The sequence below is a fragment of the Bacillus sp. FSL M8-0266 genome, from assembly GCF_038613425.1.
Taxonomy (GTDB): domain Bacteria; phylum Bacillota; class Bacilli; order Bacillales; family Bacillaceae; genus Bacillus; species Bacillus pumilus.
This window is the reverse complement of record NZ_CP152015.1, coordinates 3,670,952-3,684,770: the sequence shown is the minus strand read 5'-3', so window position 1 is coordinate 3,684,770 and position 13,819 is coordinate 3,670,952. Positions and strand designations below refer to the sequence as shown.

Annotated in this window: 11 protein-coding genes and 1 pseudogene; 7 read left to right on the top strand and 5 right to left on the bottom strand. The window is 41.5% G+C overall.

Annotated elements, in window-relative coordinates:
• Window positions 1–86: 86 nt before the first annotated feature.
• Together MKY83_RS18990 and MKY83_RS18985 are read right to left on the bottom strand one after the other, a co-directional pair.
• The gene (locus tag MKY83_RS18990) at window positions 87–1,352 is read right to left on the bottom strand and encodes an extracellular solute-binding protein (protein ID WP_065099211.1); all 1,266 of its coding nucleotides are present in this window, start codon (window positions 1,350–1,352) and stop codon (window positions 87–89) included.
• A gap of 172 nt (window positions 1,353–1,524) precedes the next feature.
• On the bottom strand, window positions 1,525–2,520 hold the full coding sequence (locus MKY83_RS18985; protein ID WP_342487575.1) for a LacI family DNA-binding transcriptional regulator: 996 nt from the start codon (window positions 2,518–2,520) through the stop codon (window positions 1,525–1,527).
• Between the two features lie 172 nt (window positions 2,521–2,692).
• On the opposite strand from MKY83_RS18985, the gene MKY83_RS18980 reads away from it, so the two are divergent.
• Window positions 2,693–3,592 (top strand): LysR family transcriptional regulator, encoded by a 900-nt coding sequence (locus MKY83_RS18980; RefSeq protein WP_003214942.1) that lies wholly within the window; start codon window positions 2,693–2,695, stop codon window positions 3,590–3,592.
• Window positions 3,593–3,814: 222 nt separating this feature from the next.
• Here MKY83_RS18980 and MKY83_RS18975 read toward each other — a convergent pair whose 3' ends face one another.
• The 3 genes and pseudogenes from MKY83_RS18975 to MKY83_RS18965 form a co-directional block, all read right to left on the bottom strand.
• On the bottom strand, window positions 3,815–5,491 hold the full coding sequence (locus MKY83_RS18975) for a hypothetical protein (protein ID WP_044139136.1): 1,677 nt from the start codon (window positions 5,489–5,491) through the stop codon (window positions 3,815–3,817).
• Window positions 5,492–5,573: 82 nt separating this feature from the next.
• Window positions 5,574–5,984 carry a hypothetical protein gene (locus tag MKY83_RS18970; protein WP_283924055.1) on the bottom strand — a complete coding sequence of 137 codons (411 nt, stop codon included), beginning with the start codon at window positions 5,982–5,984 and terminating at the stop codon, window positions 5,574–5,576.
• A 12-nt stretch (window positions 5,985–5,996) separates the two neighbouring features.
• Window positions 5,997–7,480, bottom strand: a pseudogene (locus MKY83_RS18965) (lipase).
• 127 nt (window positions 7,481–7,607) lie between these two features.
• Between MKY83_RS18965 and MKY83_RS18960 the strand changes: the two are divergent.
• From MKY83_RS18960 to MKY83_RS18935, 6 genes are all read left to right on the top strand, one after another.
• A complete protein-coding gene (locus MKY83_RS18960) occupies window positions 7,608–8,108 on the top strand; it encodes a DUF1433 domain-containing protein (protein WP_065099216.1) in 501 nt (166 codons plus the stop codon).
• An 84-nt stretch (window positions 8,109–8,192) separates the two neighbouring features.
• On the top strand, window positions 8,193–8,675 hold the full coding sequence (locus MKY83_RS18955) for a DUF1433 domain-containing protein (RefSeq protein WP_341029854.1): 483 nt from the start codon (window positions 8,193–8,195) through the stop codon (window positions 8,673–8,675).
• Window positions 8,676–8,772: 97 nt separating this feature from the next.
• Window positions 8,773–9,708: a nucleoside hydrolase gene (locus tag MKY83_RS18950; RefSeq protein WP_342487574.1), complete on the top strand. Its 936-nt coding sequence runs from the start codon at window positions 8,773–8,775 to the stop codon at window positions 9,706–9,708.
• A gap of 92 nt (window positions 9,709–9,800) precedes the next feature.
• Window positions 9,801–10,658: a MurR/RpiR family transcriptional regulator gene (locus tag MKY83_RS18945; protein ID WP_106029422.1), complete on the top strand. Its 858-nt coding sequence runs from the start codon at window positions 9,801–9,803 to the stop codon at window positions 10,656–10,658.
• 185 nt (window positions 10,659–10,843) lie between these two features.
• The gene (gntK, locus tag MKY83_RS18940) at window positions 10,844–12,388 is read left to right on the top strand and encodes a gluconokinase (RefSeq protein WP_342487572.1); all 1,545 of its coding nucleotides are present in this window, start codon (window positions 10,844–10,846) and stop codon (window positions 12,386–12,388) included.
• Window positions 12,389–12,412: 24 nt separating this feature from the next.
• Complete coding sequence (locus tag MKY83_RS18935) at window positions 12,413–13,741, top strand: GntP family permease (RefSeq protein ID WP_113767919.1); 1,329 nt, start codon at window positions 12,413–12,415, stop codon at window positions 13,739–13,741.
• Window positions 13,742–13,819: the final 78 nt, after the last annotated feature.

The window sequence follows — 13,819 nt, the reverse complement described above, 5'->3', positions numbered from 1 at the left end:
TTCAAGGTTACCCGTCACGTCTAACACCTACTTCATATAAAATAGATCAACTACAGGCAGTTTGATAGACTACCCGCATTTGATGGTTATTTGGAGTGATTTGCTTTAATTTGAGAGTCGATTTGATTGACCGCATCATCAAATGCCTTTTTCACATCTGTACGACCAGTTGCAATCAGTCCTAATGCACTATCAATCGGCTTCCACACCTCTTCCATTTCAGGATTGTTCGGTGTCAGTGTGGCGTATTTCGTTTGTTTAGAAACAGCATCCGCATTTGCGTTTTCCGTAATGATTGGATCTTTCATCAGTTTTTTCACTGGTGGAATTTCCTCTGTTAATTCAAAGCGCTTCTTTGAATTTTTTTCGTTCGTGATAAATTCAACAAATTTCTCAGCAAGTTCTTTATTTTTAGAATAAGAGGAGACGTTGTAGCCTTTTACACCTAAGAATGAGCTCATATGTTTTCCGTTAGGGAGTGTTGGCAGCTCGGCCACACCATAGTCAATACCCGCCTCTTTATATGGACCAAATGACCAAGGACCAGAAATGACAGCTGCTGCTTTTTTCTCTGTAAATAAGGAGTTGAGGACATTGATTCCTTGTTCACCAATGATGCCTTTCGGGAAAAGACCTTCGCTAAAGAATTTTTGAATGTATTCTCCGCCTTGGATGGCGCCATCGTTGTTCAAACCAATGTCATTAACATCATAAGAGCTATCGCTTTTCTGCTTGAAAATATAGCCCCCAGATCCCCCTAAAACACTTTGCGCATAGTAAATTTCATCCCATTTCGCAACAAAACCGTACTTTCCGTCTTTTGTCAGCTTTTTCGAAAGATCATACCAGCCATCAAGTGTCGTTGGTGCCTTTTTGACAAGATCTTTGTTATAAAAAAGGACAGTGGTTTCAACGGATTTTGGCAGACCATACAGCTTGCCATCTACCGTTTGTGATTGAATCGATTCGTCTGTGAAGGAGTCGATCACTTTTTGATCTGGCTTGATTTCTTGTAATAGCCCCTCAGTGACAGCTGATCCAATTTGATTGTGAGGCATCGTGATGACGTCTGGACCTGTCCCAGCTGCTCCATCTAAACGGAGAGCTTCGATTTGGTCGGCATAAGCTTTTTCGACCACTTTGATTTTCACATCATGTTGTTTTTCGAATTCTTTTACAGCGTCTTGAATCCCCTCAGTTTTTTTGACATCCTCCCACACTAGTAAGGTCTTTGTACCTGTAGATGCTGGCTGTGTTCCGCTTGAATTGTCATCTCCCGGTCCGCAAGCTGAAAGCAGAAGCACAGCAGTCCCAACGACTGCTGATAATGTCGCCCATTTTCCCTTTTTCATTAGTAATCCCCTCTCGTTCTTTTTTCACAGATGATAAGAAAACGCTTTCTTAATGTGAGAATATCAACTTGAGTAAAAAAAGTAAACATATTTTATTAAATTTATTAAGTAAAATTTTTTACTGATGTAGAGAGAAAAGAAGCCCTCCACATTGGACGGGGCTTCTGGTTGTTTATATCGTACTTTTTCGAAAGACAGGTTCTGAGGCAATCAGCACAGTTTTCGGTAATGTTCTGCCGTCCACAAGTCTTTCTAACAGTAAATCAACTGCTGTTTCACAAAGTAAAGACGTGTGGATATGATACGTGGTGAGCGGTGGTGACACATATTGAGACACATGAATATCGTTGATACTAAAGACGCTCACGCGGTTCGGCAGAGAAAATCCGCGCTCATTTAATGCTTGTAAACAGCCGATGGCAAGAGGATCACTAGCGACACAAAAAGCGGTGGGCAGGTCATCACCAAGCTCATCAATCGCCTTCATCATCAGCGCATAACCATCATCTACTGAGAAATGGTGACCGACATAGACCAATTGCTCATCAAGGACATTGCGAGCCATCATATATTCACGGAAAGTCGTTTCGCGAATATCTGGAATATGCACATTCGTATTCAGATCAATGTCTGTGCCGCCAACGAATCCAATGGATGTGTGTTCTTTTTCAATAAAAGAATCGATGATCCTTTCAACAATTCGTTTCAGGTTTGGCTTTACTGAATCAAAACGGTCTTCATCTGGTGACGTATCAATAAAAACGATATGTTGGGTGATCGCATATAATTGGTCAAGCTCTGACGTTTTAAATCGGCCGATGGCGATGATCCCTTCTGTAGAAGGATCAATGGAGTGAAGCCCACCAGATGGATTGTAAGCGGTGACATTTAAACTCCGAGTATTCGTAAGTTCCTCAATGCCTAGACGAATGGATTTAAAATAAATATCTTCAAGCTCTTCCTTTTCGGTCATCCAATAGAGAAAGGCGATTTTTTTTAATGAATGTTTGAAAGTTTTCTTTTGATAGGACAAAGCTTCAGCGGCGGCGTATACTTTTTCACGTGTTTGATCCGTGACAGATAGGTTGGGATCTTGGTTCAGTACGCGAGATACAGTCGCAATGGATAATCCAGCTTTTTCAGCAATGTCCTTTATTTTAGCTGCCAAATCAGCACCTCCTATAGAAAATATCTCCTTCTAGTATAGAGTCTTTAAAAAAATTAGTAAATATTTTTATTAAAGTGTTTTCAGTTAAGCGCTTCTTTACGCACTGGGAAGGAATTAGTAAGATATATATATGAAAGGTTTTGGATTAAGATTTCTGATAGGAGAGGGACCGATGTATTACGATGCACTGAAGACATTTGTGACAGTTGTGGAAGAGAAAAACTTTACAAAGGCAGCCCAAAAGCTGCGGATTTCTCAGCCAAGTGTCAGTCTTCATATTAAGAACTTGGAGCAGGAATTCCAGACCGTTCTGCTGAATCGTTCGCCAAAGCAACTAACTGTTACACCAACTGGGGATATGCTGTACCATCGATCAAAACAAATCATTCGTTTATATGAACAGGCGAAGCAGGATATTTATGAGCATCATCATCTGGCAAGAGGTAAGCTGACAATCGGGGCGAGTTTTACCATTGGAGAGTACGTGCTGCCGCAAATATTGGCAGAGTTTCATCAGCTCTATCCGCATGTGGACATTGAGGTGGTCATTGATAACACAGAGGCGATCGCCAGTCATGTCCGCTTATTCCATGTCGACATCGGTTTGATCGAAGGACAGACGAATGACAAAGAACTGACAGTAGAAACTTTTCTAGAAGACGAGCTCTATATCGTCGCGCCATTAGATCACCCCTTTGCTAAGAAAAAGGATGTCACGATTGATCAACTGCAAAACGAAACATGGATCACAAGAGAAGAGGGATCAGGTACCGGGGAATACTTACAGCACGTCCTGAAATCAAATGGACTGAAAGCACGGACATTTGTGACGTTTAGCAGCAATCAAGCGATTAAAGAGGCTGTGATTCATGGAATGGGGCTTTCTGTTTTATCTAAATATGTCCTCCAACGAGGCAGCATTGGCGGTGAATTGGCTGTCATTTCTGTGAGAGGAATGGATTTTAAACGAAAATTTTCCTATGTCGAGTCACCGATGACAGGGGGAAATAAAAATAAAGAATTGCTCGTTGAATTGTTAAGGAAAGAGAGAAAAGACGCTTCTCCTCAGTAGGAGAAGCATCTCAGCGTGTAGACAAACCCTCGCATTCGGTGTCAGGTCTTCGCTCCGGTGCTCACGAATGTCCAATTCGCTCCGCTCCGGTACTCGCCCTTCCTAGACTGCAAAGGTTTTCTATCACGCTGAAAAGAAGACAAAGGGCTAAAATCAAGATCATTTTAGCCCTTTGTCAATAATCTGAAAAGACGCTTCTCCTCAGTAGGAGAAGCATCTTTTTTATAACCCTTTAATGTTGATTTCATCAACTGGAAGGAAGATTTCACCTGTATCTGTGTATTTCATGGTGACCTGATCGCTTTCTTTTAAATAAATGACGAGAGGTTCTTTTTCAGATGACATGGTGTAGCTTTTCCCATCGTCTAGCAGGAAGGTGACGGTTGTATAATCACCGGTCTTTTCTTTATAGACTCGTTTGACTTTCCCTGTAGTTTCTTTCTTTTCCTGCTTAGAGGAACTGTTAACGGTACCGCCGCCTTTTTGCAGAGCTGTCTTATAGGCTCTCAGTGCTTCGTTTGGTGTAGAAGCGTACGCAGCGATTTCAGGATTGGCTGCCGAAACGATAAAGTAGTTTTGCAGGAAGCCATTTGAATCGAGAACTGGTGTGAGCCAGCTGGCTTCTCCATAGAAATTATAGAGAATCGGCATGCGGCCTTTCCATTTCTTTTCGATGAAACGTTTCTCAATAATTTGCAGAGCGCCTTGAGAATCCATGTAGGACGCTTCAAGATTTCCGGTATAATAAGTCGCTTTTCCTGTCCGGGCATTTGTCAGGGCATACCCAAGCATCGAATCAACGCCCTCTTTCGGACTTGTGAAATCTGTGAAGTAGTACATATCTCCTTTTGCATCAAACACCGGACTCACATTGGCTTCTGTTCCTTCATCTGAAGGCAGCTTTACATCTGACTTTCCAAACATACTATTCCAGAACCCGTGAATATAGTTTCCGAAATAACTGTTTTGCAGACTGACCGCTTCTGGTGAAACAGCACCATCAATAAAAGCAGGTACTTGATCTAGAGCATATTTCTTCGTTGCACCTGTTTTGGCATCAACAACGACCACGCCTGATGCTTTAAAGCCGTTTCGCGCTGAGATAAAATCGCCATACGTGCGAATGTAATAAGGCTTTCCATCATCATTGATTTCCAGCTGTGTGTCGCCGTAGAAAATCAAATCAGGGTATTGAAGGCGAATATGCCGCTCAATTTCTTTGTTGAAATAAGAGGAAGGCGTGTAGACCATCTCTGTTTTCACAAACTTTGGATTGGCAGATGAGTCGGTCGCACTTAAAGTAAAGTAACCCGGCGTACTCCCTGAACGAATCCATTTAAAGAAATCCGAGAATTCCACTGGGGCGATGTACACATACTCACCGTTGACCTTCTGGATTTGCAGGCTGCCAAGCTCATAGTAGCTTGTGTTTGGAACCTGTCCGAACGATTTTTTCATTTTGTTCCGAGCAAATTGAGGCGGTACACTTGCAGGTGTTTCCGTCTCATCAAACGCTTTGATTTCCACTTTTTGTTCCATTTTGGAGACATCAAATTTCTCATTCGCATTGAATAGAAAAGCTGTCGCCATATAAACACCGAGCAGTAATAAAATAAGAAACAGCACGCCTTTGATCTTACGCTCCAGCCCAACTGATAAAAAGGCGCCTGCTGCTGTCACAACAAGTCCAATCAACCATAGGGATGAAGGGTTACGATCCAAATTGGTCATATAATAGAAAACAAAAATACCGACCATGAACAGTAAAGCAAGGCCTGCAATCCACATAAGCGGAACCTGCTGTTCTGTTCCTTTCTTTCTAACGATCAACTTGAGTGGTGTGAGCAAGAGGGTCAAGACAAGACCGATCACAACCGAAAATAACAAAATATATCCCACAAACAGATCTCCTTTCAAATCAATCACTCTTTTAGTATATACGAGTGAGATGGGGAAAAGATTCATAAGACGGAAGGTTCATCTAAATGCCAATCGAGTCGATGGCGGATTGAACATCTTCTTTCAGTTCGTAAAACTTGAGTCTTTGCTCGATTTTCTCTGTTAAGGCGTCAAAGGCTTGTCCTGACATATGTGTATGGATGCGCTTTTGATGTTTATACACTTTGTTCTGAAGTTCATCAATTAGATCTAAAATTTTTCCCGCTTCTTGGCGGTCTTCTGCAAATTCATGTTGAAGCTGATGCCGGATGGCTCTGATTAGCGCTATTTTCTGCTCTTCTTTGATCTTTGCTTTCAAAGCAGCCAGCTCTGCTGGTGTCATGTCTTCAGTGTGAAAGTTTGTTTGAGAAAAGACGGAGCTTGATGTATGCGTATCTGTCATTCGTTGCAAAAAACGGTCTGCATCTGTTGGTTGTTTCTTTGAAAATTCCATTCCTCGTACTCCTTAAGAAATGCCCATATTCTTTGCCAGGGCTGTATCTGCATCATGGTATTCTTTCCCTAGCTGGCTCATATCATCTGATATTGAGTCCAGCCACCTTTTTATATTCATCGCGCTATCAATCGCTGTATCATACTCTTTGACGGAATAGAACTCATTCTCAAGTCCCTCTGTTTTTAAGTGGCGAATTACAGCATCCACATCTGATGCCGTCAGCTGGTCATACGAACCAAAACCGACAATTTGTTTGTATCTCGAACGAACTCGTTCTACCGATTGATCCACTTTGTCATCGAGTTTCTCGATTTTGCGAATGATTTGCTGTATATGGTGCTCGGCATATGTCGAGAATTTACGACCTGTGTTCATGAGAACATGCGACTTGATTAAAATCGCCACCACACTTTGCGGGTGAACATTCGACTGACTCAATTGATGTAACATGGCGGCAGTGAGAGAAGGGTTTTTTCTCAACATATCATCAATGGTTTCAACGGAGCCATCTGATGAAAAGGCATACCGATCTAAGCCATGGCTGCCAGCAAGGGCTTCAAGGAATAAATTCGCATCCAGTGAAGGATTCACACTCATTGCCCGATTGAGGAGATTTTTCATAAATTGGACGGCTTTGGAGGGATCCTCGGAGTAATCGACGCCTTCAGGTAAAGCGGCATCATACATCACTTTCACACGACCGATTTCTGTCGTATGTCGATTTAAAAGAGAAAGCCCGTCATTGAGATTGATATATTCTGTTAATCTACTGTGGTAATCACCTTTTAATGCTTTGGCTTGGAGGCCATCCGATAGATTGGGGTAAATATTCGGATTCTCAAAGGTGACCCCGCCTTTAATAAAATCATTTTTGACAAGAACATAAGACGCATTCGATCCGCCAAGTGAATGCCCTGTCACATACATCTTGGCATTTGGCATTTTCTTATGTATTTCTTTCGCATACCGATCCGCTTGAACCATTTGATTCTCTGCGCCATTTTCAAAGGGAATATTTTTAATTAAATACTTTGTATCTGATATCAGCCAATCTTGCACAATCTCATTTGTATAGGTCGTTGTCCCTGTCGCCACCTTCGTCGTGACTTGCTTTGACGTCTGTGACTGACGAAAAGGAGGCAGCTTTGTCAAAATGGTAGAAAGAAGATCATCTGACTCTTTTTTCCATGTTTTTTAATGGTATCTTTATATTGGCCAGCGGCAATCGGTTCAGAGCCACGGTAGGCGATGACTGCGTTTTTGATTTTGGTGAGGTCTTTGCCTTTGTTTGAAATACGATAATCCTCTCTTGAGACAAGGGTTAGTGCGTTAAGTCCTTTTTTTGTTTCTATATGGTCAATGACATACATGGTTTTACCGCTTTTTAAGCGTATATCTTTCGGATATGTATAATTAGAAATATCATAAGACTCTGACGATATATCATTATAATCTTTATCGCTAAGTCGATTAATTGATTTTATAGTGGGCAATTTTTACACTCCTGTAATTTTTATCATAAATATTATATTATAGAGAGAAATAAATATCTATTATAAGTTTAATAATTAAGTAATTTAAAGATGAATGTTAACTTTCAAAAGGTGGAAGATATTTTATATGAAGAATAAAATCAAAATTACGATTATTTTTATTGCCCTTATTACCATTATTTCAGTTACACTGTTTCTTTTAAACGGTAAGCAATCTCAAACAAATGAATCTGGAGGAAAGGTCATCGTGCAAGAAAAAGAAAAAAGTGAACAACAGAAGGCAGAAGAATTCGCAGAGAAAATGAAGCCGAAAATAGAAAAACGTTTGCATAAAATGGATATTCATAATTTTATCGAAACTATATCTTTTAAAAAAGGAGTAACCATTAATCCGATGGGATATATAAGAGTGAGGGGATATGTGAATGGCGAGCCAGAAAGGTTTGAGTTTTCTGCATCATTAGAATATAGATCTAATGAAGTCGGTTCTATGAGCATCTCATCTGATTTATCAGACCGTTTCGAGAATTGGGCTGATTTTGATCCACAAGTGAAAGAAGATTTTTTGAATAGCCTTTCTAAAAAAGAACGTGAACAGTATCTTAAGGATATTGGAGAAAAAGAGTAAAGCAGGTACTCACCTACCTGTTTTTATTTTTGCCAATTTCATAGATAGATTGATTAAAAGTTCATTAAGGAGTTTTTGCTTTTTATGAGAAATACAATGAAGTTTTCTATCATAATTGTGGTCGTTATCATCTCAGTAACTGCGTTCATTGTACAGTACATTAATCAGAGTCTGTCAGATGATGTAGTGCAAGAAAAAAGCGATCAAGAAAAAGCAGAAGAGTTTGCAGAGAAGATGAAACCAAAAATCGAAGAAGATTTACATAAAATGGACATTCACAACTTTATAAAATCTATTACGTTCGAAAAAGATGTAACTATTAATCCCATGGGGGATATTGTTATTGACGGGTATGTGAATGATGAGCCGGTAAAGTACAATTTTTCAGCATCCCTACAATATAGGTCTAAAAAGATAGGTTCAATGAGTTATTCATACGAGTTATCAATTCGATTCAGGGACTGGGAAAAATATAAAGATGAACCGGAATTAAAAGAAAATTTCCTGAAAAGTCTTCCAAAAAAAGAACGCGAACAGTATCTCAAAGACATCGGAGAAAAGGAGTAATTACAAGTGTTCAACTTCTGATTATCTCCAAATCGTTGAAAAGGTATATGCTATCATTCCCCTAACAACACTTTCAAATAAGGGAGAGATTTCAATCATGGCAAATAAAAAGAAATTGATCTTGGACGTAGATACTGGAATCGATGATGCGATTGGGATTTTGCTGGCGGTGAAAAGTCAGCAGTTTGATATGTTGGGGATTACAACGGTATGTGGGAATGTGTCTGTCGATGCGGCTACATTGAATACGTGTAAAGTGCTTGAGCTGGTTGAGGCAGATAATATTCCTGTCATCAAAGGTTCAGCAACTCCTCTTTTAAGAGCGCCCCATTATGAACATCGGGTGCACGGAGAGGATGGGATTGGCGGCGCTTTAAAGGATGTCGAGCCTAAGAAGACCGCAGATGCTGGTTTTGCGTCTGATTTTATCATCGACCAAGTGATGCAGTATTCGAAGCAGGTTACGCTTGTGTTGACAGGACCTTTAACGAATTTAGCCCTTGCAGTGAAAAAGTGTCCTGAGCTGATTCATCATGTGAAAGAAGTCATTTTTATGGGTGGTGTCGTGCAGGGTCAGGGGAATGTCACGCCGGTTGCGGAATTTAATACATATGCAGACCCAGAAGCGGCGAAGTTAGTGCTGGATGCAGGGTTCCCTTCATTGACTCAAGTAGGATTAGATGTCACGAGACAGGTCTTGCTTACGGATGAAAGAATTGATGCGATTCAGAATGAAACGTTGGCCCATTATATTAGAGAGAGTACAAGTATTTACCGTCAGCGCTATTTTGAGCGAAATGGTGTGTGGGCGTGTGCCATGCATGATCCGCTTGCTGTAAGTCTTGCCATTGACAAGCAGCTCGTGAGCACACAGGCTTTTCATGTGGACGTCGAGACGAAGAGTGAGTTTTGTGATGGACAGATGATCTGTGATTTTCAGCATCAATGGGAGAAAGAGCGCAACGTTCAAGTGTGTATGGATGTAGATGCTGACGCTTTCTTTGATTTATTGATCAAAACAATGAATGCTTAAAAAAGAAGTCTGTGCAAACAGGCTTCTTTTTTATAAGATGGGAACATGAGGAAATGTATGCGTTCACATGAATAAGGGAGGAGTGAAGTCAATTGGCTTCTGTTAGTTTAAGTAGTATTGAAAAAATACGTGCAGCAAGCAGAGGATTGCCGCCAAAGCTGAAAGCAATTGCAGAGCATATTACGAGTGAGCCCCGCGACATCATCCATTTGTCTATTGTCGAGCTTGCGAAAAAAACTGCAAGCTCAGAGGCAACGATTTTTCGTCTTTGTAAAAGGCTTGGATTTGAGGGCTTTCAAGATTTGAAGATTGCTATTGCCCAGGAAATAGACCAAACAAAGCCTAATTATGTAGATGAAGAAATGAGTCTTGATGATGATATGGCTATTTTTATGCAAAAGGTTTTTCAGACGAATATATCCGCTTTAAAGGATAGCTTTCAATTGTTGAATCCAGAGGATGTAGAAAAGGCCATACAAATCATTCATGAAGCAAAACGCTTAGAGTTTTATGGAAGTGGTGGGTCTGGCCTCATTGCGACTGACGCTTTTCATAAATTTATGAGGACAGGCATCAACTGTATTGTTCACACAGATTCTCACTTTCAAGCGATGTCTGCTGGTCTTCTTGATCAGCACAGTACAGTGATCGGTATCTCTCATTCTGGACGAAATAAAGATTTGCTCGATGCGATGAAAACAGCAAAGGGAAAAGGGGCAAAAACCATCGGTATTACAAGCTATCAGCGCTCACCATTGAGTCAGCTTGCAGATGTCACGTTGTATACTGCGACACAAGAAACGGCTTTTAGAACAGAAGCGATGTCCGCAAGACTTGCTCAGCTGACGGTCATTGACGTTCTATATTTTGCTCTTGCTCACTTAAGGCAGCAGGAAACAATAACAAATTTAAAGCAAATGCGAGAAACCATTTCACAAAAAAGGGTGTGATGATTCCGAAAATAAATTTTTCTGATAATGAAAAATGCTGATGTGGTAACGTTTGTGAGCTTTTTAGTGAAAATTATTTTCTTTTCGGTCGTTGAATGTCGAAAAAATTATTTTTATAATGGGATTTAACAGGCAATTCAAAAACTACATATGTGACTTCAAATCAATGATTGGGCGTGATACAGATGAAGGGAAACCAGGCGGTAATTGGTTTGGATATTGGAACAACAAGTACAAAGACGGTTCTGTTTGGACCTCAGGGGAAGGTATTAGCGAAGCATTCAGTTCCTTATGAGCTCATTCAGCCCCAGCCAGCATGGGTTGAGCAGGATCCTGAAAAGATATTAGAAGCCGTCATTGCGAGTGTAAGAGGTGCATTGACGAAAGCAGCATTTGATGAAGAAAATCTTATAGGCATCGGGATAAGTACAGCGATGCATTCCTTAATTGTGATGGATCAGGATGGAAAGGCGCTAACGAACAGTATCATTTGGGCAGATAACAGAAGTGCAGAACAAGCGAAACGAATCAAATCAAATATGGATGGCTTCCACATTTATAAAAGGACAGGTACACCGATCCATCCAATGTCACCGCTTTCAAAAATACGTTGGATGAAAGAAATGGCACCGGATGTCTTCAAGAAGGCAGCAAAATATATTTCGATCAAAGAATATATTCTTTATCATTTCTTCGGTCAGTATGTCGTCGATTATTCAATCGCTTCAGCAACGGGGCTGTTCCATTTGGAAGCGCTTCAATGGGATGAGAAGGCGCTTTGTATTGCTGGAATTGAAGCCAGTCAACTATCTGAACTTGTCCCAACGACGTATCAACTGAGAGGACTTCAGCCAGAGATTGCATTGCGCATGGGCATTAAAGAAGATACACCATTTGTCATTGGTGCGAATGATGGCGTTCTAGCGAATTTAGGTGTGGGCGCGATTGGTCAAGGAGAGGTGGCTGTTACGATTGGGACAAGCGGTGCGGTCCGTACGGTTGTAGACAAACCAATTACAGATGAGCAATCAAGAACGTTCTGCTATGCCCTGACAGATAAGCATTGGGTTGTAGGAGGACCGACCAATAATGGCGGGATCATGCTGAGATGGCTGAAGGATGAATTCGGGTCGTCTGAGGTGGAGGTAGCAAAGCGTCTAGGTGTGGACCCTTACGATCTGATGATGGATATCGCGGAAAAGGTTCCAGCTGGTTCTGAGGGTTTGCTGTTTCTGCCATTTTTATCAGGTGAGCGGGCACCTTATTGGAATCCAAATGCGAGAGGCACCTTCTTTGGCATCGGTCTTCAGCATAAGCGGGAGCATTTTATTAGAGCGGTGTTAGAAGGCGTCATTATGAGTGTTTTCTCGATCGGTGTTGCCTTAAGGGATTTAACCGGTTCAGCAAAGGATGTCAGAGCTTCGGGCGGATTTGCACGATCTCCCCTGTGGCGGCAAATTTTAGCGGATACGATGGGTAGAGAAGTGCTTGTTCCAGAAAGCTACGAGGCGTCAGCACTTGGGGCGGCTGTCCTTGCACTTTATAGTTTAGGTCATATGGAAGAAGTAGAAGAAGTTCAAGAGTGGATTCGAATCTCTGCTCGTCATGAACCTAATATGAAGAACAATGAAACTTACATAGAGCTGTTTTATTTATATGAGCGCCTCTATGACAAACTGAAGGATGAATTTGATGTCATTAGTGCGCTGCAATTAAAACAAAATCGTTAAACATCAGGGAAAAGGTGGGAGAACATGCTTTTATTCATCGTGATTGCGGCGATTGTCCTTTTACTCATTCTCATTACAGTCGCTAAGTTGAATCCATTTGTGAGCTTAATTATTACTTCGATGCTAGTGGGCTTTGCGACGGGGATGGATTTGCAGGAAATCATTCAATCGATTAAAACGGGATTAGGCAATACGTTATCATTGCTGGCCATTGTTCTAGCGCTTGGTACCATGCTTGGGAAAATGATGGCTGAATCAGGGGGAGCAGAGCGGATAGCTCAAACTTTAATCGGCCGGTTTGGGACGAAGAATGTGCATTGGGCAATGATGTTTGTTGCTTTTATCGTGGGGATACCTGTCTTTTTCCAGGTCGGTTTCGTTCTTCTCATTCCTTTACTTTTTACAATTGCCATTGAAACAGGCATCTCGCTCGTAACCATTGGGCTCTCGTTAATCGCTGGCCTGTCTGTCGTGCATGGGCTAGTCCCGCCTCATCCAGCGGCAATGGCAGCCGTTGGCATCTATCATGCCAACGTGGGGAAAACCATTTTCTTCTCTATTATTGTGGGATTGCCAACAGCGATTATTGCTGGACCGTTGTATGGAAAGTGGATTGGAAAACGGATACATAAACCAGTTCCGGAGATGCTGAGAAAGCAATTCACTGAACGAAATGAAGATCGAAGGCTACCCGGCTTTGCGAATACGATGTTTACCATATTGGTGCCGGTGATTCTGATGCTTCTTGCCACACTGGCGGACATTATCTTACCAGAGGACAATATGTGGTTCCAGGTATTCAAGTACATCGGAGATCCAATTACAGCACTGCTGATTGCAACGGTTTATTCTTTCTTCAGCCTTGGCTTTATGCAAGGGATGAGCCGTGACCGGGTGCTTTCATTTAGCAACGAGTGCTTAGGTCCAATCGCTTCCATCTTGCTAGTCATTGGAGCAGGCGGAGCTTTCAATAATGTGCTCATTGATTCGGGTGTTGGTGATTATATTGCAGATGTAGCCAAACACTCGCCGATTTCACCGATTTTGCTTAGCTGGCTGATTGCTGCGGTGATTCGTGTGGCAACAGGATCTGCGACGGTATCCATGATGACGGCAGCAGGTATTGTAGCCCCAATTGCTGCAACAATGCCGGATGTGAGCAGGGAGCTGCTTGTGTTAGCAACAGGAGCGGGTTCATTAATTTTATCTCACGTCAATGACTCTGGTTTTTGGCTGATCAAGGAGTATTTTGGTATGACCATTAAAGAGACGTTTTTGACATGGACGGCTATGGAGACGATCATTTCCGTTAGTGCGATTGCATTTATTATGATCATTAATATGTTTATATAGCGAACAAGCAGTCTGATTCTTTTGAGTCGGGCTGTTTTTAATACCACTTTTTTCAGATTGGGGTAAAATAATGATATT